At 70.1% G+C, this 23,479-nt stretch carries 25 protein-coding genes; 15 read left to right on the top strand and 10 right to left on the bottom strand.

The window, feature by feature from the left end; genetic code table 11:
• The first annotated feature begins 59 nt into the window (after positions 1 to 59).
• Positions 60 to 671, top strand: coding sequence for a helix-turn-helix domain-containing protein (locus AB0M56_RS28230; protein ID WP_364181048.1), 612 nt, complete (start codon positions 60 to 62; stop codon positions 669 to 671).
• Between the two features lie 44 nt (positions 672 to 715).
• Here the strand turns inward: AB0M56_RS28230 and wrbA are convergent, their stop codons facing one another.
• Together wrbA and AB0M56_RS28220 are read right to left on the bottom strand one after the other, a co-directional pair.
• Positions 716 to 1,330, bottom strand: a complete 615-nt coding sequence (wrbA, locus tag AB0M56_RS28225; protein WP_364181046.1) for an NAD(P)H:quinone oxidoreductase — start codon at positions 1,328 to 1,330, stop codon at positions 716 to 718.
• A gap of 108 nt (positions 1,331 to 1,438) precedes the next feature.
• Entirely contained in the window at positions 1,439 to 2,362 is a 924-nt protein-coding gene (locus AB0M56_RS28220) for a helix-turn-helix domain-containing protein (protein ID WP_364181043.1), read from the bottom strand.
• 153 nt (positions 2,363 to 2,515) lie between these two features.
• On the opposite strand from AB0M56_RS28220, the gene AB0M56_RS28215 reads away from it, so the two are divergent.
• The gene (locus AB0M56_RS28215; RefSeq protein WP_364181040.1) at positions 2,516 to 2,953 is read left to right on the top strand and encodes a Rid family hydrolase; all 438 of its coding nucleotides are present in this window, start codon (positions 2,516 to 2,518) and stop codon (positions 2,951 to 2,953) included.
• A 44-nt stretch (positions 2,954 to 2,997) separates the two neighbouring features.
• On the opposite strand, the gene AB0M56_RS28210 is transcribed toward AB0M56_RS28215, so the two are convergent.
• Together AB0M56_RS28210 and AB0M56_RS28205 are read right to left on the bottom strand one after the other, a co-directional pair.
• Positions 2,998 to 4,308, bottom strand: coding sequence for an MFS transporter (locus AB0M56_RS28210; protein WP_364181037.1), 1,311 nt, complete (start codon positions 4,306 to 4,308; stop codon positions 2,998 to 3,000).
• 237 nt (positions 4,309 to 4,545) lie between these two features.
• On the bottom strand, positions 4,546 to 5,343 hold the full coding sequence (locus tag AB0M56_RS28205) for a helix-turn-helix domain-containing protein (protein ID WP_364181034.1): 798 nt from the start codon (positions 5,341 to 5,343) through the stop codon (positions 4,546 to 4,548).
• A 192-nt stretch (positions 5,344 to 5,535) separates the two neighbouring features.
• Between AB0M56_RS28205 and AB0M56_RS28200 the strand changes: the two genes are divergently transcribed.
• The 4 genes from AB0M56_RS28200 to AB0M56_RS28185 are packed head-to-tail and all read left to right on the top strand — an operon-like array spanning position 5,536 to position 9,903.
• Positions 5,536 to 6,957, top strand: coding sequence for an aromatic ring-hydroxylating dioxygenase subunit alpha (locus tag AB0M56_RS28200; protein ID WP_364181032.1), 1,422 nt, complete (start codon positions 5,536 to 5,538; stop codon positions 6,955 to 6,957).
• A gap of 8 nt (positions 6,958 to 6,965) precedes the next feature.
• Positions 6,966 to 8,402 (top strand): glutamine synthetase family protein, encoded by a 1,437-nt coding sequence (locus AB0M56_RS28195; protein WP_364181029.1) that lies wholly within the window; start codon positions 6,966 to 6,968, stop codon positions 8,400 to 8,402.
• On the top strand, positions 8,380 to 9,333 hold the full coding sequence (locus tag AB0M56_RS28190; protein WP_364181027.1) for a PDR/VanB family oxidoreductase: 954 nt from the start codon (positions 8,380 to 8,382) through the stop codon (positions 9,331 to 9,333). The genes AB0M56_RS28195 and AB0M56_RS28190 overlap by 23 nt, the downstream gene beginning before the upstream one ends.
• Before the next feature lie 24 nt (positions 9,334 to 9,357).
• Positions 9,358 to 9,903: a cupin domain-containing protein gene (locus AB0M56_RS28185; protein WP_364181024.1), complete on the top strand. Its 546-nt coding sequence runs from the start codon at positions 9,358 to 9,360 to the stop codon at positions 9,901 to 9,903.
• 19 nt (positions 9,904 to 9,922) lie between these two features.
• Here AB0M56_RS28185 and AB0M56_RS28180 read toward each other — a convergent pair whose 3' ends face one another.
• From AB0M56_RS28180 to AB0M56_RS28165, 4 genes are all read right to left on the bottom strand, one after another.
• Positions 9,923 to 10,153: a DUF2630 family protein gene (locus tag AB0M56_RS28180; RefSeq protein WP_364181021.1), complete on the bottom strand. Its 231-nt coding sequence runs from the start codon at positions 10,151 to 10,153 to the stop codon at positions 9,923 to 9,925.
• Positions 10,154 to 10,249: 96 nt separating this feature from the next.
• The gene (tkt, locus tag AB0M56_RS28175; protein ID WP_364181018.1) at positions 10,250 to 12,322 is read right to left on the bottom strand and encodes a transketolase; all 2,073 of its coding nucleotides are present in this window, start codon (positions 12,320 to 12,322) and stop codon (positions 10,250 to 10,252) included.
• Between the two features lie 174 nt (positions 12,323 to 12,496).
• Positions 12,497 to 13,183, bottom strand: coding sequence for a nitroreductase family protein (locus AB0M56_RS28170; protein ID WP_364181015.1), 687 nt, complete (start codon positions 13,181 to 13,183; stop codon positions 12,497 to 12,499).
• Between the two features lie 54 nt (positions 13,184 to 13,237).
• Positions 13,238 to 13,915 carry a TetR/AcrR family transcriptional regulator gene (locus AB0M56_RS28165; RefSeq protein WP_364181012.1) on the bottom strand — a complete coding sequence of 226 codons (678 nt, stop codon included), beginning with the start codon at positions 13,913 to 13,915 and terminating at the stop codon, positions 13,238 to 13,240.
• A 160-nt stretch (positions 13,916 to 14,075) separates the two neighbouring features.
• Here AB0M56_RS28165 and AB0M56_RS28160 point away from each other — a divergent pair, with 160 nt between their 5' ends.
• From AB0M56_RS28160 to AB0M56_RS28130, 7 genes are all read left to right on the top strand, one after another.
• Positions 14,076 to 14,585, top strand: a complete 510-nt coding sequence (locus tag AB0M56_RS28160; protein ID WP_364181009.1) for a DUF4863 family protein — start codon at positions 14,076 to 14,078, stop codon at positions 14,583 to 14,585.
• 19 nt (positions 14,586 to 14,604) lie between these two features.
• Entirely contained in the window at positions 14,605 to 15,324 is a 720-nt protein-coding gene (locus AB0M56_RS28155) for a nitroreductase (RefSeq protein WP_364181006.1), read from the top strand.
• Positions 15,321 to 16,106, top strand: a complete 786-nt coding sequence (locus AB0M56_RS28150) for an alpha/beta hydrolase (RefSeq protein WP_364181004.1) — start codon at positions 15,321 to 15,323, stop codon at positions 16,104 to 16,106. The genes AB0M56_RS28155 and AB0M56_RS28150 overlap by 4 nt, the downstream gene beginning before the upstream one ends.
• Before the next feature lie 108 nt (positions 16,107 to 16,214).
• Positions 16,215 to 16,796, top strand: a complete 582-nt coding sequence (locus tag AB0M56_RS28145) for a DsbA family protein (RefSeq protein WP_364181002.1) — start codon at positions 16,215 to 16,217, stop codon at positions 16,794 to 16,796.
• Positions 16,797 to 16,911: 115 nt separating this feature from the next.
• Positions 16,912 to 17,517, top strand: coding sequence for a hypothetical protein (locus tag AB0M56_RS28140; RefSeq protein WP_364180999.1), 606 nt, complete (start codon positions 16,912 to 16,914; stop codon positions 17,515 to 17,517).
• 23 nt (positions 17,518 to 17,540) lie between these two features.
• A complete protein-coding gene (locus tag AB0M56_RS28135) occupies positions 17,541 to 18,353 on the top strand; it encodes a methyltransferase domain-containing protein (protein ID WP_364180997.1) in 813 nt (270 codons plus the stop codon).
• 338 nt (positions 18,354 to 18,691) lie between these two features.
• Entirely contained in the window at positions 18,692 to 19,804 is a 1,113-nt protein-coding gene (locus AB0M56_RS28130; protein ID WP_364180995.1) for an IniB N-terminal domain-containing protein, read from the top strand.
• Positions 19,805 to 19,920: 116 nt separating this feature from the next.
• On the opposite strand, the gene AB0M56_RS28125 is transcribed toward AB0M56_RS28130, so the two are convergent.
• Entirely contained in the window at positions 19,921 to 20,526 is a 606-nt protein-coding gene (locus tag AB0M56_RS28125) for a CGNR zinc finger domain-containing protein (RefSeq protein WP_364180992.1), read from the bottom strand.
• Between the two features lie 87 nt (positions 20,527 to 20,613).
• Between AB0M56_RS28125 and AB0M56_RS28120 the strand changes: the two genes are divergently transcribed.
• Positions 20,614 to 21,771: an MFS transporter gene (locus tag AB0M56_RS28120; RefSeq protein ID WP_364180990.1), complete on the top strand. Its 1,158-nt coding sequence runs from the start codon at positions 20,614 to 20,616 to the stop codon at positions 21,769 to 21,771.
• Positions 21,772 to 21,776: 5 nt separating this feature from the next.
• Complete coding sequence (locus AB0M56_RS28115; RefSeq protein WP_364180988.1) at positions 21,777 to 22,376, top strand: CGNR zinc finger domain-containing protein; 600 nt, start codon at positions 21,777 to 21,779, stop codon at positions 22,374 to 22,376.
• 184 nt (positions 22,377 to 22,560) lie between these two features.
• On the opposite strand, the gene AB0M56_RS28110 is transcribed toward AB0M56_RS28115, so the two are convergent.
• On the bottom strand, positions 22,561 to 23,478 hold the full coding sequence (locus tag AB0M56_RS28110) for a pyridoxamine 5'-phosphate oxidase family protein (RefSeq protein ID WP_364180985.1): 918 nt from the start codon (positions 23,476 to 23,478) through the stop codon (positions 22,561 to 22,563).
• Position 23,479 lies beyond the last annotated feature (1 nt).

The raw sequence follows: 23,479 nt of genomic DNA, 5'->3' as shown, positions 1-23,479 counted from the left end.
CCCACCCCCGACAGAAACGGCGGTTATCCTGGAACGACCGTGCGGCGAGGAGCGAAACGATGGTTGTGGAGAAGGCGACCCGGACCTACCGGATGAGCCGGCGGGCCGACGCCATGGAGGACACGCGCCGCCGGATCACGGAGGCGATCGTGGAGCTGCACGGGTCGATCGGGCCGGCGCGCACGACGATCGCGGGCATCGCCGAGACCGCGGGCGTGCAGCGCCACACCGTCTACCGCTACTTCCCGACGGAGGAAGACCAGCTTGCCGCCTGCTCCGCGCACTTCTGGGGGCAGCACCCACGCCCGGATCTCGAAGACTGGCAGGCGATCGGCGAGCCGGCCGAGCGCATCACGTACGCGCTGAAGCAGCTCTACGCCTTTTACTCCGAAGTGGAGCCAATGCTCGTCAACGCCCTGCGCGACGCCGTCGAAATGCCCGCCGTCGAGCGCGCGCTCGAGTCGATGTCGGCGTTTCTCGAAGACGCCACGAGCCTGCTCTCCGCGGGTTGGTCGCCGCCCCGTGGGCGCAAGCGGTTCGTGGTCGCGGCGGTGCGCCACGCGCTCGCCTTCGACACCTGGCGCTCACTCGTGCGCGAAGCCGGCCTGAGCACCAACGACGCCGCGAAGCTCATGGCCACCATGGTCGCCGCCGCGAAAACCACGCCCTGACAACGGAAACGGCACGGCGGAAACCCGTGCCGCCCCGGCCGGACTCAAGCAGCCCGGCCGTTCACCAGATCCCGCGTGACGTTCGCGATCCGCGACCCGGCATACCGAGCCGACGCCTTGGTCTCATCGCTGATCGGGATGGTGCCCTGACCGTCGGCGTGCGAAGGCCCATACGGCGTGCCCGTCGCGAACTGCACGGGGTCCGTGTAGCCCGGCGTCACCAGGATGCCGCCGAAGTGGTGCACCGTGTTGTACAGCGCGAGCAGCGTCGACTCGCGGCCGCCGTGCGCCGTCGCGGTCGAGACGAAGCCGGAGTACACCTTGTCGGCCAGCAGGCCCTGCGCCCACTGCCCGCCCAGCGTGTCGAGGAATTGCTTGAGCTGCGAGGCCACGTTGCCGAACCGGGTCGGCGTGCCGAACACCACGGCGTCGGCCCACAGCACGGCCTCGGCGGTCGCCACGGGCTCGTCGCGCACGGCGTCGGAGTGCGCCTGCCAAGCGGGGTTCGACGCGATCGCCTCGGGCGGCGCGAGTTCGGCCACGCGCCGCACGCGCACCTCGGCGCCCGCGCCCTCCGCGCCGGCCGCGTATTCCTGCGCCAGCGAGTGGACGGTGCCCGTCGAGCTGTAGTAGATGATGGCGACCTTGGGCGCAGTCACGATCGGCTTCCCTCATTTCAGAGTACATACTTGTGCTTTGAAAGTGAGGGTAGGCAGGGCACCACGAAGCTGTCAAACATTCGAGTGCACACAGATGGTTGATGAAAACTAGAGCACGCTGTGCGTACGCCGGTAGCCGGTCGGCGTGGTGCCCACCTCACGGCGGAAGATGGTCCGGAAGTTGGCCGCCGTGCCGAACCCGGTGGCCGCCGCGATGCGCTCGACCGGCCAGTCGGAGGTCTCCAGCAGCCGGCGCGCGCTGAGGATGCGGTGGTTCACGACCCAGCGCATCGGCGACATGCCCGTCTCGAGCTCGAAGTGCCGGATGAACGTGCGGCGCGGCAGGTTGCTGCGCTCGGCCATGCGCTGAACGGTGATCGGGTCGCCGATGTGCTCCATGACCCAGCTGCGCGTGGCCGAAAGATCCGTGCGCGCGGCGGTGAGCACGTCGACGTACTGCGGCTGCGCCCCACCGCGGGCGGGAGAGGCCACGACCTCCTTGCCGGCCTCGTGGGCGGCCGCCGCGCCGAAGTCGGCGCGGATGAGGTGCAGGCACGCGTCGATGCCGGCACCCGCACCCGCCGACGTGAGGATTTTTCCGTCTTCCACGAACAGCTGGTTCTCCAGCACGCGCACCGCCGGATACTGCTCGCGCAGCGCGGTGAGGTAGCGCCAGTGCGTGGTCGCCTCGCTGCCGTCGAGCACGCCGCTCTCCGCGAGCGCGAACGCGCCGGTGCAGATCGCCACCACGCGGGCACCGCGGTCGGCGGCGAGGCGGATCACGTCGAGGTACTCCTCGGGCAGCGGTACCTCGGGTTCGTCGTACCCGGGCACGATCACGATGTCGGCCTCCGGCGCGTCAGCCAGCGAATGCGTCGGCGTGATGCCCAGCGGCGAACCCGTGGTCTCCTTGCCGCACACGAGCACGTGGTAACCCTCTTGCCGGCCGAGGATGTGTGCGGGGATGCTGAAGTCGAGCCCCATGACCCGGGGCACGGCCAGCAACGCCACGACCAGCTGCGTGCGGGGCAACGGATGTCTCCTCGGATCGCACCGGAACCAACTGTCGCCAGGCTACTCGCACTGGCACGATCCTTGCCCATTCTGGCATCGAAACGGCTGGTGAGAGCGGTCCGCCGGCTCGTAGTGTTCGGACTCGTCCACGCGGCAGGAAGGCTGAAACCCATGAGCAAGCCGATCGAGAGGACCACGGAGAACCTCGGCGTCCCGTGGGAAGGCATCTACGGCTACGTCCAGGCCGTGAAACACGGCGACACCATCTACGTCTCCGGTCAGCTGTCCCACGACGGCGACCAGCTCGTGGCGCCCGCGCCGGTGGACGAGAACGGCGCCGTCACCGACTTTTCCGCCATGGAAGAGCAGATGCGCCGCTCGTATGTGAACGCCGCCGAGCTGCTCAAGCGCTTCGGCGCGACGCTGGCCGACGTCGTCGAAGAGGTGCTCTACGTCCTCGACATCGACGCGGCCTTCGCCGTGGCGGGTCCCGTGCGCAAGGCGGCCTACGGACGGGAGGACCCGCAGGTCGCCAGCACGCTGGTCGGCACGACGCGGCTCGCCTTCCCCGAGCAGCTCGTGGAGATCAAGCTCATCGCGCGGGTCTGACCCGTCCGCGGAGCGCCCTCGCCCGACGAGACCGGCGAGGGCGCTCAGGCGTCGTGCGCGGAGTCACGGCCGGAGTCCACGAAGAACGCCGCGAACACCCCGCCGATCGCGCACAGGATCCCGATCACCACGAACGCGGTGTTGTAGCCGTCGACCTGATTGCCGGCGCCGTCGATCAGCGCGCCCGTCGCCCACGGCGCGATGATCCCCGACGTGCTCTGCAAGGCGATGAACAGGCTCAGCACGCTGGTGCGCTGCGAAGGCGCGGCTGCCGTGCCGATCGCCGCGTAGACGATCGGCTGTGCCACGAGCGTGAGGCAATAGCCGGCGACGAGGATGACGTAGGCGAGGTAACGCGCGCTGCCCGCCAACGGCAGCACGGCCAGCAGCACCCCGCCGGCGGCGAGCGAGAGCGTCGGCACGAGGCCGTGCGCGATGCGCGCGGACACACCCCGCGCGAGCAGCCGGTCGGTCAGCCAGCCGGAACCGAGCATGAACACCATGCCGATGATGCTCGGCAGTCCGAAGAGGACACCCGAGGTGAGCGTCGAAAACCCCAGCCCGGCTTCGAGGTAGGACGGGAACCAGCTGAACACCACGGAGATCAGCGCGTACATCGGATACGTGGCCAGCAGGAGCACGATGAACGTGCGGCTTCGCGCCACCTTGAGGAACGTGCGCCGCCGCGTGGCTCGGTCCACTTTGCCGGGTGCCTCGGACGTGACCGCGAACGGCCCAGTGCGTCCCGCGAACAGCCACACCGCGCACCAGACGAGGCCGGCGAGACCCAGCGCGAAGAATGCAGATCGCCACCCGGAGTGCACGATGAGCAGCGTCAGCAACGGCGCCGCGACGATCTTCGCGAGCGACGCGCCGGACGTGAGGATCGCGGTCGGCAGTCCGCGGCGGTGCTTCGGGAACCAGCTGTACGCGGTGGAGTTGGCCACCGCCGTCGCCGGGCCTTCCGCCGCGCCCAGGCCGATGCGGGTCGCGAGCAGCACGCCGCCGCCCGCGAAGAAGAACACTGGCAGCTGCGTGGCCGCCCACAGCAGCGACATCACGAACAGCAGCCACTTCAACGGCACGTGCCGCGTGGCGAGGAACCCGATGCCGACGGCGCTGAGGCTGTAGAGGAAGTAGAACGAGCTGCTGATCAACCCGAACTGCGACGCCGACAAGTGCAGTTCTTTCATGAGCGGCTGGGCGGCGAGCGCGAGCGAGACGCGGTCGGCGAAGTTGAGGATCATGAAGACGGCGAGCAGGAGCAGCACCGTCCACGCCATCGCCGGCCGGTAGCGCGGCTCGGGTCCGGTGCCGGTGAGGAGCGGGATCTCCGGGGTTCTCGAGGTGGTCACGGGGTTCCCTTCGCTGGTGCGACGGCGTTGTCGCTTGTCACGGTGGTGGGATTCTCCGAAGGAAGCGGAAGTGTCCGAAGTGGCCAGTCGAGCGGCGCACGCGGCGTCCTGGCGATCGGTGTGAGGGACAGTATGTCGGAGTTGCGTTACAGTCAACACTTGCAACGTAATTGCCCCGCACGTCCGGTGTCCGGCTTGCCGACGCGGAAGTCCCATCGCCCCAACGAAGGCGGGGCTTCAGACGAGCTGCGGCTGCAGCTCTTCCGCGGTTTCCCGCAGCACGGACAGCACGCGTTCCCGCATGTCCGCCTCGGAGATCCGCTCCACGCTCGTCCCGATGTTCAGCGCGGCGATCGGCGTGCCGTCCCAGCGGCGCAGCGGCACGGCGGCGGAGTGGAACCCGGCCTCGACCTCGTGAGCGACGTAGGCACACCCGGCCTCCGCCACCTCGATGACCTTCTTCTCCAGCGCGGCCACGCCGGCGTCATCGAGACCGGCGAGGCTGGCCAGGTGGCGGTGCCGGCGCTCGTCGTCGAGGCCGCTGAGCAGCACGAGACCCAGCGCGGACTGCGCGGCGGGCACCTGGAACCCGATGCCCTCGCCGATCGGCAGGGTGTGGCGCGGCAGCGCTCGCGCGATCATCACGGCCGCCGGTCCGTCGAGGACCGCGGCGGTGCAGGAGGCCTGGAAGACCTCGGCCAGACGGTCGCACTGCGGCTGCAGCACCTGGCTCACCGGGTTGGTCGTGAGGTAGGCCGACGCGAGCGTGAGCACCTTCGGGGCCAGGCGGTAGGCCTTGTCGTCGGCGACGACGTAACCCAGGTGCGCCAAGGTGAGCAGGGCGCGGCGCACGGTCGCGCGGGGGAGTTCGAGCTTGCGGGCCAGCTGCGCCTGCGTGAGCCGCTCGGCTGTGTGGTCGAATGCGGTGAGCACGAGCAGGCCGCGTTCGAGGGCTTCGGAGTAGTCCGAGCGGCTGGTGCCGTCCACTTCGCGGGCCGCACGGCGGGCCTCGTCCCGCGCGTTGAGCTTCGACACTCCACCAGCTCCGTTCGATTAACGCACACCTTGTCACGAAATGTAGCACGAACGCCCCCGAAGACCTTGCGGCGACCAGGTGCGGCTGCCTACAGTGCTCACATCAGAACCAAGCGTTCGTTAATTGAACATACTGAACGGACTGCCGGCCCCCACCACGCTGGACGACGAAGTCGCGAGGAGAACGCTGCCATGCGCGCGGACGACAACCGGAAGATCACCGAGACCGGCCCCGGCACTCCGGGCGGCGACTGGATGCGGCTGTACTGGCAGCCCGTGGCGCTGACCGAGGAGCTCGACACCGAACGTCCGGTGGTTCCGCTGCGGGTGCTCGGTGAGGACCTCGTGCTGTTCCGCAACGCCGACGGCTCGCTGGGTCTCATCGACCGCCGCTGCGCCCACCGCGGCGCCGACCTTTCCCTGGGGCGCCTGGAAGACGGCGGCCTGCGCTGCTACTTCCACGGCTGGCTCTTCAACGGCAACGGGTCCTGTATGGACACTCCGGCCGAACCCGAGGACAGCAAGCTCAAGGCCAAGGTGAAGATCCGCTCGTACCCGGTGCGGGAGTGCAACGGGATCGTGTGGGGCTACCTCGGCGACGGCGAGCCGCCGAACCTGCCCGCACTCGACTGCTTCGTGGCGCCGCCGGAGTACACGTTCGCGTTCAAGGGTTACCTCGACTGCAACTGGCTGCAGGCGCTGGAGGTCGGGATCGACCCCGCGCACGCCTCCTACCTGCACCGGTTCGCCGAGGATGAGGACACGAGTGACAGCTACGGCAAGCAGTTCCGGGGCGCGTCACTCGGCACGAACCTGCCGATGACGAAGATCCTGCGCGAGTACGGCCGGCCCGAGATCCTCAACGCCCGCACCGAATACGGCCAGCGCATCGTCGCCCTGCGCACGCTCGACAAGGACGGTCTCGACGGCTCGTCCACCCACGTGCGCATCACGCACCAGGTGTTCCCGCACGGAATCACGATCCCGCTGAGCTCCACCATGGCGATCACGCAGTGGCACGTGCCGATCGACGACGTCTCCTGCTACTGGTACGCGATGTTCACCAGCCTCGACGAGCCAGTGGACGCCGAGACCATGCGCGCACAACGTCTCGACGGCATCACGCTCCCGGACTACAAGCCGGTGCGCAACCGCGCGAACAACTACCGCTTCGACTTCCAGGAGCAGCGCACGCAGACCTACACCGGGCTGGGGCGCGACATCAACGTCCACGACCAGATGGCGGTCGAGGGTCAGGGCTTCATCTATGACCGCAGCCGCGAGAACCTCAGCCGCTCGGACCGCGCGATCGTCACCTACCGGCGGATGGCGCTGCAGGCCATCGACACCGTCGCCGAGGGCGGCAGCCCCGACCTGCTGCTCAAGGACTCCGCCGACGTCGAGAGCCGCGGCCCCATCCCGCTCGACGGCATCGGCCCCACCGGCGAGTGGGAGGACTACTGGGCGGGCTCGATCGCCGACCTGCGCAAGGCGAGCCCGTGGGCATCGCGGCTGCAGGCGGCGCTCGCGACGGGGCCGGCGGGCGTGCCGGGCTCGGCGGTCGAGCCGGATCGTTCATCGTCACCCGACGCCTACGATCGCGCGCGGGACTGAGGCCGGCCATGGGGTTCATCGAGAAGTTCGGGCTGTGGACCGAGGAGCAGCAGGAAGCGGCGAGAGCCGTCCTGGCGCAGGTCGGCGCCGAGGGACTGCGGACGGTTCGCGTGTCCTTTGTGGATCAGCACGGGGTCCTGCACGGCAAGACGATCCCTGCGAGCTGGCTGGCCGCCACGTTCCGCAGTGGGTTGAGTTGTGTGTCGACGCTGCTGTCGAAGGACACGTCCGGCACCACGGTTTTCTCGGCCTTCAACGCCGACGGCGGGCTCGGCGTTGCCGAGATGGCCGGTGCGGCCGATGTGGTGATGGTGCCGGACCCCATGACGTTCCACCTGGTGCCGTGGGCCGAGGACATCGCGCGGATCCTGTGCGACTTGCGGTTCCAGAACGGTGAGCAGGTGCCGTTCTGCAGCCGTGGTGTGTTCCGCACGGCGCTGGACCGCGCGAGCGTCGCCGGGTTCACGTATGTGACGGGGCTGGAGATCGAGTTCCACCTCTACCGGCGGGCGTCGCACTTCCCCAATGACGACGGGATCGGCCGCTGCACCACGCCGACCCCGGTCGAGCCGATCAACCAGGGCAACCAGTTGCTGAGCGAGAACCTGGGCGACGAGGTCGAGCCGGCCACGCGGCGAATCCGCGAGGTGCTGGAGCGGATGGGGATCGAGCTGCGCAGCATCGAGGTGGAGCTGGGGGCGAACCAGCTGGAGGTCACGCTCGACCCGGCCGCCGGTCTCGCTTCGGCGGACGCGATGGTGCTGTTGCGCAGCACGGTCAAGCAGGTGGCGCGGCGCAACGGTTACCACGCGACGTTCATGTGCCGGCCGCAGATCGCGGACAGCAAGTCGAGCGGCTGGCACCTGCACCAGAGCCTGGTCTCGCCGGACGGTGGGCGCAATGCCTTCGTCCCGGCAGATGGCGAGGGCGCCATTTCGTTGGTGGGCAAGCAGTTCATCGCGGGTCAGCTCGCGCACGCGAGCGCGGCGTGTGTGTTCGCGAACCCGACGATCAACGGGTACAAGCGGTTCCAGCCGTATTCGATGGCTCCCGACCGGATCGCGTGGGCGCGGGACAACCGGGGCGCGATGATCCGGCTCGTCGGCTCGGCCGAGGACGGCTCGACGCACATCGAGAACCGGGTGGGGGAGTCGGCGGCCAACCCGTACCTGTACATGGCTTCGCAGCTGCATTCGGGCCTGAACGGGGTCGAGGCCGAGTTGTCCTTGCCGCCCTCGGCCGACGATCCTTACACGACCGACGCCGGGCGGCTGCCCGCCAACCTGTCCGCGGCCGTCGACGCGTTGGAGGTCGATGCCGGGCTGCGACGGGTGATGGGCGAGCAGTTCGTCTCGTACTACGCCGCGATCAAGCGGGCCGAGGTCGCGCGGTTCGAGCGGACGGTCACCGATTGGGAGCATCGTGAGTACTTCGACCTCTACTGACCTGTCGTTGCGGGTCACGCGCGTGACTTGGGAAGCCGTGGGGGTGGTGGGCCTTCGGCTCTCCAGCGGTTCTCCCTTGCCGGCGTGGGAGCCGGGTGCGCATCTCGACCTGAAGCTGCCGTCGGGGTTGGGCCGGCAGTACTCGCTGTGCGGGGATCCGGCCGACCGGCTGCATTACGACATCGCGGTGCGGCTGGAGGACGCCGGCCGCGGTGGGTCGGCCGAGGTCCACGGCACGGCGCTGGTCGGGCGTGAGCTGGTGGTCGAGCGGGTGCGCAACCACTTCCTGTTGACGGATGCCGAGTCGTACTTGCTGATCGCCGGGGGAATCGGTGTGACGCCGCTGTTGCCGATGGTGCGGGCTCTGGCCGAGCGTGGGGTCGACTTTTCGGTGGTCTACTGCGGACACGGTGCCGCCACCATGGCCTTCCGCGCGGAGCTGGCCGCGATCTGTGGAGCCCGGGTGTCCTTCGTGGACACTGCGGTCGAGCCACGGCCGGACTTGAAGGAGCTGATCGGCGGGCTGGCCCCGGGCGCGGCCGTGTACTGCTGTGGCCCGGCCGGTTTGCTCGACAGCGTCACCGAAGCCTGCGAGGCCGCCGGCGTGCGGTGCGAGACCGAACACTTCGCCGCGGCCGCACCTTCTCCTGACGAGGCCGCGGACGACGCGGTGGAACTCGAACTCCGCCAGTCCGGCCTGACCGTCGTGGCCGACGCGGACACCACCCTGCTGCAGGCCATCCGCGATGCCGGGGTCGACCTCGAGTCCGACTGCGAAGAGGGCTACTGCGGCACCTGCGAAACCCGGGTGTTGGAGGGCACCCCCGATCACCGCGACGTCGTGCTGTCCAAGGCGGAACGCGCGGCGGGGAAGACCTTCTTCCCTTGCGTGAGCCGGGCTTGCGGCCGCAAACTCGTGCTGGACCTGTAAGCGCACTACGAGGAGGAAAACCAGGTGGGCGAGGAAAACCGGACGAAGGTCGCCGTGGTGCAACCGGGGGACGAGTCGGACCAGGTGGCGCTGCCCGGGTTCGGCGCGGTGTTCAAGCTGACGCACCAGAACAACGGTGGCGAGGTCGCGATCCTCGAACACCCGTTCGCGGTCGGCTCCATCACCGCGCCCCACCGCCACACCCGCGAGGACGAGCACTCCATCGTGCTGGCCGGCGAGATCGGCTTCCGCTCCGACGACGCCGAAGTGGTCCTCGGCCCGGGCGGCTTCATCACCAAGCCCCGCGGCGAGATGCACGCCATGTGGAACGCCGGCAAAACCCCGGGCCGCATCGTCGAGGTCATCACCCCCGGCGGCTTCGAAACCTACTTCCGCGAACTGAGCGACCTCCTCCTCGCCCACGCCGAGGGCACCCTGGGCGACGCGAAGAACCTCCACGAAACCGACGAGTTCGCCCGCCTGGCCACCAAGTACGGCCTGACCTACGGCACCCCCGACTGGCTGGACGACGTCGTGCGGCGTTACGACCTCGACGCGCCCAGCCACTGAGGCGGTCTGTCCGACCCGGTCAGTTCGACGCGTCCGCCGTGTCGTCGTCGCCGTTGTCGAAGACGGACAGGGCGCGGCGCTGCTGGAGGAGGCGGAAGACCGCGTCCAGTTCGGACTCGAGTTCGGTCAGGCGCGCCTGTTCGTCGGGGGAGAGGCCGCCGCCGTGGTGCATGGCGCGGGTGCGGAGGTCGTGTTCCTCGTCGAGAAGCGCCGCGAGGCGATCGGTGATCGCGTGTGAAGTCGTGCCCATGTCACCCACCCGTTCGAGCCGGCCCCGCGCCGGGTCGGGGTGACCCGGCCGGGATGACGTGAATTGCGAAAACCTTGTCGTCCCGGCCGGGCGTGGTCATCGGGCCACCTTGGCCAGCGTTGCCCGGGCGGCGGCCACCACGGCCTCGGGCGTGAACCCGAACTCGCGGAACAGCGTCGCGTAGTCGGCGGAAGCGCCGTAGTGCTCGATCGAAACGATCTCGCCGGAATCACCCACGAACGGGTACCACGGCAACGCGATCCCGGCCTCCACCGCGACTCGCGCCTTCACCGACGGCGGCAGCACCGAATCACGGTAAGCCTGGTCCTGCGCAGCGAACCACTCGAAGCACGGCAGCGAAACCACGCGCGTCGGCACACCCTCGGCCTCCAGCCGCTCCCGCGCCGAAACGGCGAGCTGCAGCTCCGAGCCGGTCCCGATCAGCACCAGCTCAGGCGCACCGTTCGACGCCTCCGCCAGCACGTAGCCACCGCGAGCGACGCCTTCGGCCGAGGTACCCGGCAGAACCGGCACCGGCTGCCGGGTCAACGCGAGCGCGGTCGGGTGATCGACGTCCTCGATCGCGGCCTGCCACGCCGCGACGGCCTCGTTCGCGTCGCCCGGACGCACCACGTTCAGGCCCGGAATCGCCCGCAGCGCCGAGAGGTGCTCGATCGGCTGGTGCGTGGGCCCGTCGCCGCCGACTCCGATGGAGTCGTGCGTCCACACGTACACCACCGGCAGCCGCATCAGGGCCGCCAGCCGCACCGCTGGGCGCATGTAGTCGCTGAACGCGAGGTATGTCGCACCGTACGGCCGGGTGCCGCCGTGCAGCGCGATGCCGTTGAGGATGGCGCCCATCGCGTGCTCGCGGATGCCGAAGTGCAGCGTCCGCCCGTACGGTTCGGCGGCCCACATCTTCGTCGCAGCCGCGACCGGGCCGAACGAGTCGGCGCCCGTCATCGTGGAATTGTTGCTCTCCGCGAGGTCGGCCGAACCGCCCCACAGCTCGGGCAGCACGTCGGCCACCGCGTCGAGGAACGCCCCCGACCCCTTGCGCGTCGCCATCGAAGCGCCGGCCTCGAACGACGGCAGCTCCGAGGCCCAGCCCTCCGGCAGCGCACGCGTGGAGAGGCGCTGCCGCAGCGCGTGCCGCGAGGGGTTCGCCGAGGCCCACTTGTCGTACTCGCCCTGCCACTCCGCACGCCAGGCCTGACCACGCGCGACGGCCTCGCGCGTCAACGCCAGCACGTCGTCCTCGACCACGAAGTGCCGCTCCGGGTCGAAGCCCAGCACGCGCTTCACCGCCGCGACCTCGTCGGCGCCGAGCGCGGAGCCGTGGATCTTGCCGGTGTTCATCTTGGTCGGCGCGGGGTAGCCGATCACCGTGCGGAGCCGGATGTACGACGGGCGCGGGTCGGCCTTCGCCGCCGCGATGGCGTCCTGGATCGCGGCGACGTCCTCGCCGTCCTCCACCACCTGCACGTGCCAGCCGTACGCGCGGTAGCGCTCGTCCGTGTCCTCGGACAGCGCGATGTCGGTGTGGTCTTCGATGGAGATGTCGTTGTCGTCGTAGAACACGATCAGGTTCGCCAGCTGCTGGCGGCCCGCGATCGACGACGCCTCGGAGGTGATGCCCTCCTGGATGTCGCCGTCGGAAGCGATCACGTACACGAAGTGGTCGAAGAGGCTTTGCCCCGGCGAGGGTTCGGGATCGAACAACCCGCGTTCGCGGCGCGACGCCATGGCCATGCCGACCGCGTTGGCCAGGCCCTGCCCGAGTGGACCGGTCGTGACCTCGACGCCCTGGGTGTGGCGGTACTCCGGGTGCCCCGGGGTGAGTGAACCCCACGTGCGCAGCTGCTGGAGGTCCTCCAGTTCGAGGCCGTAACCGGCGAGGAACAGCTGGATGTACAGCGTGAGGCTGGTGTGCCCGGCGGACAGGACGAACCGGTCTCGCGCCGGCCACAGCGGGTCGGCCGGGTCATGGCGCATTTCGCGCTGGAACAGCGTGTACGCCAGCGGCGCGAGGCTCATCGCCGTGCCGGGGTGGCCGCTGCCGGCCTTCTCGACGGCGTCGGCGGCGAGCACGCGGACGGTGTCCACGGCGCGGGTGTCGGTGTCGGTCCAGCCTTGCGGGCGGCGGCGGGTGGTGACGGTGTCGGGCACTGTGCTCAGACTTCCCCTGCGTAGTCGGGATTTCCGCCCGTGGTGCACACGCGCCGAGCCGGTTCCGCGTCGTCCGGCGGGCTTCCGGGCGGCGCGGTCGGTCACCGGGCTCGACTGTAATGAGCTGACGCGAACCCCGGCAACTCACCGTGGGGCCGCTCTCAGCGGGACGACTCAGGTGTGTGAGTTTTCGGACCAGAGAGGTTCGGGAACGGACACGCCGAACGCGCCGCCCCACCGATTGCGGCTGCTCACCTCGTGCACCGGGCGGCGGTTCGCGGCGATGCCCCACTTGCCGCGCGGGTACCCCATCGCGAGCATGGCCGTGAGCTCCCAGCCCTCGTCCTCGGGCACGTCGAGCAGCTCCATGACCCGGTCGGACTCCAGGCGCAGCATGGTGGTGAGCATCCCGCCGACCCCTTCCGAACGCGCGGCGAGCAGCGCGCTCCAGATGGCGGGGTAGATGTTGGCGCCGCCGTGGTCGTCGATGGAGAAGACGAACAGCAGCAGCGGGATCTCGGTGAAGTGGTCGGTCAGGAAGTCCCCGGACTTCTTGATCCGCTTCATCGTCTCGCGGTGGTTCCCGGGGTCGTGGATCGGTTGCGCGAACGTGCCGGCCGCGATGTCCTCGTACTCCTTTTCCCGGCACCGCCGCCAGATCGGGGCGAGTTCGGCCTTGATGCCCGGATCGTCCACGGCCAGGAAGTGCCAGCGCTGGGTGTTGCCGCCGTTCGGTGCCCGGATCGCGGCGTCGAGGATGCGCGCCTGCACGTCCAGGGGAATCGCGTCCGGATGCATGCGCCGCATCATCCGCGTGGTGTAAAGGGCTTCGTGGACGTCCATCGAGGGCACAGGCGGCATGGAGCCGATTATGCCTCGATTTACGTTACAGTCAATGATCGGAACGGGTGCGTGTCACCGTTTGCCCGAAGTGGACGCCCGCCGCCGCGGCGCGGGCTTCTTCTCCAGCGCCGGCCAGAGCACGGCGACGACCGCCTCGGGGATCTCCGTTTTCGCTTCCCCTCGGTAGAACGCCGCGAAGTAGCTGCCGAAGCACATCGTCGCGATGGTGTGCTTGTCGATCTCGTCCCGTATGGCGCCCCGATCCTGTAGCTGTGTCAGCACACTTTCGACGAGCTCCACGCGGGGCTCGACGGCGTGCTTGCGCAGGATGTCGAGCAGCTCCGGCGTGCGGATCGCCTCGCCCGCGAAGTTGCCCATGAGCACCATGGCGTCCGGGTTGAAGTACGCGGGGTCGAGCCGGCGGACGGCCTCGGTGAGTGCCTCGCGCGGCTCGAGTCCGCTGAGGTCGAACGCGTACATGTCGCGCTGCTTGCGGAAACCGTAGTCGAGCGCGTCGACGACGAGCTCGAACTTCGTGGCCCAGCGCCGGTAGAGCGTGGGGCGGCTGACCTTCGCGTCGGTGGCGATGTCGCCGATCGTCATGCGGGAGTAGCCGTCGAGGACGAGCCGCCGGCGCGTGGCGAGGATGATCGCCTCGTCGAGCGCGGCATCCCGGGGGCGCCCGCCCGGCCGGGGTCCGTCTTCGGTGCCGACCTGCTCGTCCGCCGTCGCTTCGCGTGTCCGCGCCATGGCTCCACCTCGCCGAGAAAAGACCGATCCGCGAAGCATATCCGATCCGTTACACGACGGTGTTGTTATGCGGCAAGTTTAGTTACAGTACTTGACCGTAATCAAATGTGGACGTACGGTTCGGGAACGCCGAACCACAGCGGACCGAACGGAGTCGACGATGACCACGCCCCAGGAGCTGATCGACCGCAGCATCCCGTTCCTCAACGAGGTGAAGAACCGCACCGCGGGCGGGGAGCTCGAGTCCTGGCTCAACACCCGCTACGGGCCGGACAGTGAGCTCTACCAGGACCTGGCGCGCATGATCACCGAGGGCGTCGAGGCAGGCTGGGCCGCCAACATCGAGATCGAGGGCAAGAAGTACCGCCGCAGCCGCATCGCCGACCCGCAGGACGTGCTCAACTACTTCAGCATCACGGCCGTGTACATGGACAGCGTCGAGCCGTTCCGCGGTCAGTACCACCAGCACCCGTACGGCGAGCTCAACCTCGTGGTGCCGCTCGACCCCGACGCGAAGCTGATGGGCCCGAACGGCTGGAGCGGCCCCGGCTGGACCGCGCCCGGCCCCGGCAGCCACCACTACCCGGAGGTCAAGGACGGCGCGCTGATCGCGTTGTTCTACCTGCCCGCCGGCCGGATCTCCTACGACATCCAGCCGCCCGCGGCCTGAACCCGGGGAGCCCAGCGCCATGAACCCGGCGTCCACGATCGAGGAAGCGATGGCGACGCGGCGCAGCTGCCGGGCGTTCCTGTCGACGCCCGTGCCGCGCGCGGAGGTCGAACGGCTGCTCGCGCTGGCGTCGTCCTCGGCCAGCAATTCCAACAGCCAGCCGTGGCAGGTCCACGTGCTCACAGGCGCCGCCAAGCGCGCGTTGACGGCCGACCTGCTGCGCGCCTACGACGAGGGCCGCCGCGCCGCCGGCGAGTTCGCCTACCAGCCGGCGGCGGACTCGTGGCCCGAGCCGTTCCGCTCGCGCCGCCGTCGCTTCGGTGAAGGCCTGTACTCCCAAACGCTCGGCATCGCGGCCGGCGACACCGCCGGCCGCAACGGCCACCACCGGCGCAACTACGACTTCTTCGGCGCACCGGTGGGGCTGGTTCTCACGGTGAGCCGGGCACCACTGCAAGGTGCGCTGGTGGACGCCGGTCTGTTCCTCCAGGGACTGATGTTGTCCGCGCGCGGAGCCGGGCTGCACACTTGCGCACAGGCTTCGTTCATCGATTACCACCCGGTGTTGCGCCGCCACCTCGTCATTCCGGACGACCACATCGTCGTGTGCGGAATCGCGCTCGGGTATGCCGACGACGACCACCGCCTTGGTGGATATCGCACAACGCGGGAGCCGGTGGAATCCTTCGTCACCTTCTACGAGTCCGCCGCCGTGACCCACCAGGTGGAGCCGGCATGACGGTCGACCGTGATCTCGTCTACGCGACGGTCGGTGGCACCCGGCTGATGGTGGATATCCACCACGCTCCCACCACGGGGGCGCCCGTCGTGCTCTACCTGCACGGCGGCGGCTGGACCCGCGGCGACCGGCGCGGCGAGGCCGCACGGCGGCAGGCGCCCTTGGCGGAGCACGGTGTGACCGTGGTGTCCGTCGATTACCACCTGGCCCCAGGTGCGGTGTTCCCGCAGCAGGTGCACGACGTCAAGGGCGCCGTGCGCTGGCTGCGGGCGAACGGCGCGCGCCTCGGCCTCGAGACCGGGCGGCTCGGGGTCTGGGGCGCGTCCGCCGGCGCGTACCTGGGTTCGCTGCTGGCTTTGTCGCCGGGTGATGAGGAGCTGGAGGGGACGGTCGGCGGCAACGTCGACGAGTCGAGTGCTGTGCAGGCCGTGGTGCACTGGTTCGGACAAGCCGACCTGGCGGCCACGGCGGCGCGCAGCGGGCTGGAGGCGAAGCTGCTGCCGTTCCACTTCGAGGCCGACTTCCTCGGCGGAGCCGACCCGGCGGGGCATTCGCTGCTGACGCGGGTTTCGGCGTCGGCGCCACCGTTCCTGATCGCGCACGGCGACCGCGACCGCATCGTGCCGCCGGAGGAGGGCCGCGCGCTGCACGACGCGCTCGTGCGGGCCGGGGCGAGGAGCAGTTTCGTGCTGCTCGGCGGGGCCGGACACGAGGACGCCGCGTTCGACGGCCCGGTGAACCTCGCGACCACCGCGGCGTGGCTGCGCGCCGTTCTCGCCTGACAGCGCACGCGATTGCCGGACGCGGCACCCGTGAGCACCAGGGACTAAGGAGCCCGGTTATTTCGTTACAGATCACGAACGTATCGAAACAAACCGAAGGAGCCCGCGATGTCCACGACCCCGACCGTGGAGCACTGGTTCGATTTCCTCTGCCCCTTCTGCTACATCGCCCAGGACCGCAACCGGGTGCTCCGCGAACACGGCGTGGTGGTGAACGAACACCCGCTTCAGATCCACCCCGAGATCGGCCCCGGTGGCAGCCTGGCCGGTCCTCGCGTCGGCCCGACCTACGAGTTCCTCGCCCGTGAGGCCGAAGCCGCGGGCCTGCCCCTCGCGTGGACGGACCGGATCGCCTACTCGCTGCCGGCATTGGGCGCGTACGCCACGCTCGACGACCCCGAAGTCGCCGACCGCTTCGCCACGTCCGTGTTCAACGCGTACTTCGGCGAAGGCCAGGACCTCGAATCGCGCGACCTGCTGCTCAAGCTGACCGAGCAAGCCGGCGGTGACCCCGAGATCGTCCGCGCCGCCTGGGAATCGGGCGAAGCGGACCGGGCCGTGGGCCGCTCGGCGATCCTGGCGTACGAGAACGGCGTCGAGGGCACTCCCGCCTGGGTGGCGGGCGGCCGGAGCTTCAGCGGGTTGCGGCCCCGTGAATGGTTCGCGACGTGGGCTGGGTCTCTCGGCTGAACTCGGCCCGGGCCACGATCCGTGTCACAGAAGTCTTCGCAGGTCAGTGCGGGTGATACTTTGGCACAAAGATCACCCGCCCGGCCGATCGGTCCAGTCAGAAAGCCGCTCCACGATGGTTTTGTTCGGCACGGGTGATTCGTTCGCCTTCGCCTTCGACGAGTCCCGCCGGCTGCGCATCTCGGCGCCGGCCGACCGGCTGCCGTTGGCCGCCTTCCTCTACACCGACGCGCAAGCCGACGCCCACACCGTCGGGCAGCTCACCGGCCTGCTCCGCCGAGCCCAGCGCGAAGCCAAGACCTGGCTCGGCAACGGCACTTCCGTCGCGTTCACCGGCGACAGCGTGGTGCTCGAAAGCCTCTACGGCACCTGGCCACGCGCCGTCGTGCCGCAGCAGGTGTTCTTCGCCGCACTCGAGTCCCTGCACCGCTTCCTGCTCGCGTCCGGCGTGATCCCGGCCGAAACGGGCATCACGCGCAGGGCCTCCGAATACCGCAACCTGAAGAACGGCCGCTTCTCCTTCGTCGACCACACCTACTTCCCGCCGGACTGGACGCCCGAGGCCGTGTCCGCGGCCGGCACCGCCGCGTGGTCCTCGCCCGACGTCCTGCGCGACCCCGCCACGGGCGCCTGGTCCGGCACGTTCGCCGACCTGGAGATCGCCGGCTACCACGACCCGGCGACGGGCGAGGTGCTCACCTATTTCCCTGTGCAGCACTGATCCCCGTCCCTAGGCTCACGGCCATGGCAGGCTGGGAGTGGGACGAATCGCTGTACTCGGGCAGCGCGGCTTACTACGCGAGGGGCCGCGTCGCGTATCCGCCGGAGCTCGCCGACGAACTCGCCGACGCGCTGCGGCTCGACGGTTCCGGCCGCCTCCTCGACGTCGGCTGCGGCCCGGGCTCCCTCACGCTGCTGCTCGCCACCCACTTCGAAGACACCGTCGGCCTCGACGCCGACCCCGACATGCTCGCCGAAGCCGCCCGGCTGGCCGCGGCGAAAGGAATCACCACCACCCGCTGGGCCCACGGAAGGGCCGAGGACCTGCCGCCCGGGCTCGGCGCGTTCCGGCTCGTCACGTTCGCCCAGTCCTTCCACTGGCTCGACCGTCCCCGCGTCGCCGCGGCGGTACGCGGAATGCTCGAGCCCGGCGGTGCCTGCGTCCACGTGCACGCCACCACCCACCGCGGCGGCGCGACCGAATCGACGCCACCCCACGAGCGGATCGCCGAGCTCGTGCGCGAATACCTCGGCGAAACCCGACGCGCGGGCCGCGGCACCCTCCCCGAAGGCACGGCCGCAGGGGAGACGGAGATCTACCGCGCCGCCGGGTTCACCGGCCCCGAGAGGATCGAGGTGCCCGGCTCCGCCGTCGTCCGGGATATCGACGACGTCGTCGCCACGGTGTTCTCGTTGTCGAGTTCCGCACCGCACCTCTTCGGCGATCGCGTGGGCGCTTTCGAGTCCGAATTGCGGGGTCTTCTCACTGCCGCGAGTCCATCCGGAAAGTTCCGTGAGCAGATGCGCGAGTTCGTCGTCGATGTCTGGCGGCCGTGAAATCGGGCCTGGTTGTCACACCAACGGGTGGTTTCTTCGACGATCACTCCGAGGAGTACCGCGTGTCTCCGAACGAGCGGCCAGGATCCCCGCCCCACAGGCGAAGCGGGCGAAATCGTCCGCACCTCGCTGACCACGGCCGATCGCCGCGCAGGGGCGAATTTCCCTAGTCCCCCTAATGGGGTGGGGCCCGAAATCCCTAATGTCGATGCGCCGAACCCCCGGGGTGGCCCCCGATGGCCGCCGAACGGCCGCGCCCTATCTTCGTCCCGAACCCCTTCGACTTCGCGGCATGCCCACGACGGCCGAATCAATCAGTGCACAGGAGACAACAAACTATGGACGCGGTGCAGAACCTGCACGAATTCGCCATGACCCTGCTGAGCGACCCGCAGGCCGCGGCCGCCTACGCCGCCAACCCGCAGGGCCTGCTCGACACTGCCGGCCTGGCTGACGTTTCGCCGGCCGACGTGCAGGACATCATGCCGCTGCTGGCCGACACGGCCCCGCTGGCCGCCGCCCCGAGCCTGCCGGTCTTCGGCAACGTGCTTTCGCACGCGGCCGGCGAGCGCGCCGACCTGCCGAACGTGACCGGCCTGGCGAGCGGCCTGCCGAACCTGAGCGGCGTGTTCGAGACCGTCAGCGACGTCGCGGACCAGACCGGCCTCAACACCCTCACCCACTCCACCCTCGGCACCGTGTCGAACGTCGTCGACCACGTGGCCGGTGCGGTCAACGGTGTCCCGATCGCCGGCCCGGTCGTGGCCGCCGGTGCGATCGACCTCGAGCACACCGTCGACGCGGTGGGCGAGCACGTCTTCGACGGCAAGCTCGTGGGCGCCGCGGTCGACGCCACCACCAACCACCTGGGCGACGCCCTCATGCCGCGGGCCGCTGTGGCCGCGATCGCGGGTGTCCCGGCGATCGGCGGCCCGGTGTCGGGTCTCGTCGAGGACGTCCGTGTCACCGGCGCCGGCCTGCTCGGCCACGTCAACGACGCCATCGGCTCCACCCCGGTCGGCATCCACGGTGACGAGCGTGCCGACTTCGGTGCCGCGGGCGACCTGTCGCACACGCTGGACCACGTCGTCCCGGCCGCGGCCGCCGTTCCGGCGCTGCCGGCCCTCCCGGCGGTTCCGGGTGTTCCGGCCGTCCCGGCGCTGCCGGCCGTCCCGAACGTCGCCGGCACCGTCGGCTCCGTGACCCACACCCTGTCGGCCGCCGCGCCGCAGGCCCCGGTCGTGGGCGACACCGTGCACCACGTGCTCGACACCGTCGGCCAGGCCGACACCGCGGGCATCCAGCACACCCCGATCGCCGACGTCGCGGACGCGACCCACACCGGCTCGCCGCTGGGTGGCGTCGAGACCCACGCGCAGGACCTGGCGCACGGTCTCGACCTGCACACCGCGACCGACGCGCTCGGCCACCTGCCGCTGCTCGGTCACTGAGTTCTGCCGCTCCAACCAAAGACAGGCCCGGACCGTTTGGTCCGGGCCTGTTTTTTTGTGTCCGGGGAAAACACTGTGATCTAGGAAGACAATGTGTCCCTAGAAAGACGCTGCGCTCACGAAGGCGAAGGCGCGTGCGTCCGCCGGTAGTGGCGCGCGACCCTGGCGCGGTTGCCGCAGATGTTGCCCGTGCACCACTGCCGCCGCTTGGTCTCCGCGACGAACAGCATCGAGCACGCGGGGTTGGCGCAGCGGCGAAGTTTCTCCAGCTGCGCCGGGGAAGACAGGAGTTCGATCGCCTCGGTGGCGATCGCCGCCAGCGCCGCGTTGCCGCCGTGCTCGGTGTGCCAGCGCGTGGCCGCGGTCAGCACGCCGTCGGCGCCCGCGGCCAGCCGCAGGCTGCGCGGCACGGCCGAGGCGAACGCGTTGAGGTCCTCGATCGAAACGGCCTGGGGCGCCCGGGTTTCCAGGTGCGACTCCAGCAGGTCGCGGATCGCCGCGCGCAGCCTCCGCGTCGCCGCCGCGGCGGGGACGCTCGCCTCGGGCAGCCGGGGCAGCTGCAGCCGCCACCAGGTCTCGTAACCGTCCGTCGGTTCGATCAGGTCGACGGCGGGGTCCGCCGCCGTCATGAGGGTGTCGGCGAGGTCGAGGGCCACGAGCGGCTCGCCGCCCATGGGGAACCCGGCTGCCTGCACGTCCTCGAGGGTCGGTCCGGCGGTCATGGCTCCACGATATCCGTCACATCGTCGCGGGGTGGTCAGGGCGCCGTTAGTAACTCATACTGAGGTTACTAATGGACTGGAGGAGCCATGAGCCCGTGGGCGAGGGTCGGCGCGGCGGTGCTCGCGGTTGGGTGGGGAGCCAACCAGTTCTCGCCGCTGCTGATCGTCTACCGCGACCAGGAACACCTCTCGCCGACGATCGTCACGGCGATCTTCGGCGCCTATGTGGTCGGGCTGATTCCGGCACTGCTGCTGGGCGCGCGGTTCTCCGACCGGCTCGGCCGGCGCCGCGTGATGCGCCCGGTGCTGGTGCTTTCGGCGCTGGCTTCGGTGATCCTGCTGTTCGGCGCCGGGTCGACGTGGATGCTGGCGCTCGGCCGGCTCGTCGCGGGGGTCGCTTCGGGTGCCGCGTTCGGGCCGGGCAGCGCGTGGATCAAGGAGCTGTCCACGGACGCCGGTCCGGGTGCGGGGGCGCGCCGGGCCGCGATTTCGCTGTCAGTCGGGTTCGGCAGCGGGCCGCTGGTCGCCGGGGTCCTCGCGCAGTGGCTGCCGGCGCCGGCCGTGGTGACCTACCTGGTGCACATCGCGGTGACGGTGGTGGTCGGCGTGCTGGTGTGGAACGTCCCGGAAACCGTGACGGGCGCGGCTTCTTCCGGAGACCGGCGTCGCGAGCTCAAGCACGCACTGACCAGTCCCGAGTTCCTCCGCCGGATCGTGCCGAGCGCGCCGCTGGTGTTCGGCGTGGCGACGACCAGTTTCGCGGTCCTGCCGACGCTGTTGCCCGCGCCGGTCGCGCCCGTGGCGAGCAGCGGTGTGATCGCGGGGCTGACACTGGGCAGCGGGTTGCTCGTCCAGCCCCTGGCCCGCGCGCTGGAACGACGGCGCAGCCCGCTCGTGCTGACCTGCGGCCTCGGCCTGACCGTGGCGGGTTTCCTGCTCGCCGCGCTGTCGACGGAGCTGGGGCGGGCTCTCTTGACGCTCCCCGCCGCCGTCGTCCTGGGTGCGGCTTACGGCATGCTGCTGGTCGGTGGGCTCAGCCGCGTCGAAGCGCTCGCGGAGGCAGCCGATCTCGCCGGCGTGACGGCGGTGTTCTACTGCCTGGCGTACCTCGGTTTCGCGGCGCCGTACCTGTTCGCGGCGGTCGTCGTCGTCGTCCCGGCGCCCGTGGCCTTCGTGGTCGCCGCAGGAGTGAGCGTGGTGCTGGTCGTCGTCACCGCGCCCTTCCCCGCTCGCGTGGCGCGGTGATCGCGGTGACCCAGCCCCGCGTCCGCGTGACCGCCCAGCTCAAGGAACTCCGCTTCGACGCCGGTTCCCGCGCCCTCGACCTCGTCGCCACCCTCGGCCGTCGCCCGACCGCGGCCATCGAGCGTCTCGGGAACACCGCCCGCCTCGACGCGTGGGCCACCGGCGTGGGCCTGCCGCTGCTCCCGGGCGAAGCGACCGAGGCCGCGCTTTCCGACTCGCAACGCTTGCGGGAGGCCGTTTTCCGCGTAGTCACGGACGTCATGGCCGACGCCCCGGTCGACCCCACCGCGGCCGCGACGGTCGAGGCCTACGCCGTCTTCACCGCGGAACCTTCGCGTCTGGAGCTGGCCGCCGACGGCCGCGTGGCTTCAGGCCCCCGCCTCCGCACGTCCGCCCAGGTGCTGGCCACCGTCGCCCGTGATGCCATCGACGTCGTGACCGACCCGGCCCGCCGAACGCGCCTCCGCGCCTGCGACTCGCCGTTGTGCCGCATGCTCTTTCTCGACACGCCAGGCGGCCGCCGGCGCCGCTGGTGCTCCATGCGGCGCTGTGGCAACAGCAGCAAAGCGGCGGCCTTCCGGGAACGCACCACGCACCAGGCGTGACCACGTCCGTCCAGGCCGGCAAATGAGCGCACAACTGCACGAAGAGTCAGTGCTGGTGCGTTGTTTGATCATTTTCCGGCACAGTCGTCATTGTGCGACGTAACTTTCGCGGTGATCTGGCCGGCGCGCGGAAGGGCAACCCATGGCTGTTACGGAGGCACTGCGGCCGGGAGAGTCCGGACCCCTAAGCCGTCACTCGCGGATTGTGCGGCGACGGCACCACGCCCGACGCGTGCAGCGGCACGCCCGTACGCGATACCACCCGCGTCGGGTGGAAGCGGACGCGGCGGCCCGTGGCGTCGTCCTCGCCGGCGGTGCCCGGGGTGACCCATTCGAGCGCGGCGGTGCCGGTCATCTGGAGCGTGGTGCCGGTGGTGAAGTCGAGGAACAGCAGCGACGCTTCGGGGTCGGTGGTGATGTTGCCGAGGCTGTTGAACAGGTTGTTGCCCGCGTAGTCGGGCCACCACACGTCGTCGCCGTCGAGGCGGACGAAGCCGGGCTCGCCACCCTTGTGGGACGAGTCGGCGCCGCGCGTCGGGTGGATCGTGCCGAGGAAGAACGTGTCCGCACGGCGGATGAGGGCGCGGTGGGCGTCGGTCAGGGCGTCCGATCGTTCGACGGCGGCCGGCGCCGGTTCGGAGTCGATCTCCAGCCGGCGCTGCTGGATGTAGGAGGGGCAGTTGCCGTACGCCTGCTCCACGTCGAGGAGGAACCCGCCCTCGGCCGCGGCCACGACGGTGCCGTTGACCCGCAGCCGGCGCCGGGTCGCGAACTCGACGGCGATCAGGCCGACCGGCTCGCCCGTGGGCAGCTCGTGCAGAGGGTCGCCGGCGCCGGGGCGCGTGTGCACGACCAGCGTCGTGTCGAAACCCTCCAGGAAACCGGCGGGCCCGAGCAGGGGAGACGTCCACAGTGTCCCGTCGGCGTCGCGCGCCGTGACGGCCGCGAACTCGCGCTGCGCGAGGAAACCCTCGCCCCCGCGGCTCAGGTGCGCGGGCGCGAGCATGCCTTCGAGCCGCGCCGCTTCGAACTCGAGCCCGGCCTGCCGTTGCACGCTCAGCTCACCGCTGTGGAACCCGGTGGTGATCGGTTGCGTGGTCATG

Origin of the sequence: Amycolatopsis sp. NPDC051372, from assembly GCF_040682095.1 — a bacterium.
Lineage (GTDB): Bacteria > Actinomycetota > Actinomycetes > Mycobacteriales > Pseudonocardiaceae > Amycolatopsis.
The sequence above is the reverse complement of the archived record's forward strand: the minus strand, read 5'-3'. Positions and strand labels throughout refer to the sequence as shown.

Coding starts and splice junctions, on each gene's coding strand:
- AB0M56_RS28230 (WP_364181048.1), top strand. CDS start 60: ATGGTTGTGGAGAAGGCGACCCGGACCTACCGGATGAGCCGGCGGGCC.
- AB0M56_RS28215 (WP_364181040.1), top strand. CDS start 2,516: ATGAGCAAGCCGATCGAGAGGACCACGGAGAACCTCGGCGTCCCGTGG.
- AB0M56_RS28200 (WP_364181032.1), top strand. CDS start 5,536: ATGCGCGCGGACGACAACCGGAAGATCACCGAGACCGGCCCCGGCACT.
- AB0M56_RS28195 (WP_364181029.1), top strand. CDS start 6,966: ATGGGGTTCATCGAGAAGTTCGGGCTGTGGACCGAGGAGCAGCAGGAA.
- AB0M56_RS28180 (WP_364181021.1), bottom strand. CDS start 10,153: ATGGGCACGACTTCACACGCGATCACCGATCGCCTCGCGGCGCTTCTC.
- AB0M56_RS28170 (WP_364181015.1), bottom strand. CDS start 13,183: ATGCCGCCTGTGCCCTCGATGGACGTCCACGAAGCCCTTTACACCACG.
- AB0M56_RS28165 (WP_364181012.1), bottom strand. CDS start 13,915: ATGGCGCGGACACGCGAAGCGACGGCGGACGAGCAGGTCGGCACCGAA.
- AB0M56_RS28160 (WP_364181009.1), top strand. CDS start 14,076: ATGACCACGCCCCAGGAGCTGATCGACCGCAGCATCCCGTTCCTCAAC.
- AB0M56_RS28155 (WP_364181006.1), top strand. CDS start 14,605: ATGAACCCGGCGTCCACGATCGAGGAAGCGATGGCGACGCGGCGCAGC.
- AB0M56_RS28150 (WP_364181004.1), top strand. CDS start 15,321: ATGACGGTCGACCGTGATCTCGTCTACGCGACGGTCGGTGGCACCCGG.
- AB0M56_RS28145 (WP_364181002.1), top strand. CDS start 16,215: ATGTCCACGACCCCGACCGTGGAGCACTGGTTCGATTTCCTCTGCCCC.
- AB0M56_RS28140 (WP_364180999.1), top strand. CDS start 16,912: ATGGTTTTGTTCGGCACGGGTGATTCGTTCGCCTTCGCCTTCGACGAG.
- AB0M56_RS28135 (WP_364180997.1), top strand. CDS start 17,541: ATGGCAGGCTGGGAGTGGGACGAATCGCTGTACTCGGGCAGCGCGGCT.
- AB0M56_RS28130 (WP_364180995.1), top strand. CDS start 18,692: ATGGACGCGGTGCAGAACCTGCACGAATTCGCCATGACCCTGCTGAGC.
- AB0M56_RS28125 (WP_364180992.1), bottom strand. CDS start 20,526: ATGACCGCCGGACCGACCCTCGAGGACGTGCAGGCAGCCGGGTTCCCC.
- AB0M56_RS28120 (WP_364180990.1), top strand. CDS start 20,614: ATGAGCCCGTGGGCGAGGGTCGGCGCGGCGGTGCTCGCGGTTGGGTGG.
- AB0M56_RS28110 (WP_364180985.1), bottom strand. CDS start 23,478: ATGACCACGCAACCGATCACCACCGGGTTCCACAGCGGTGAGCTGAGC.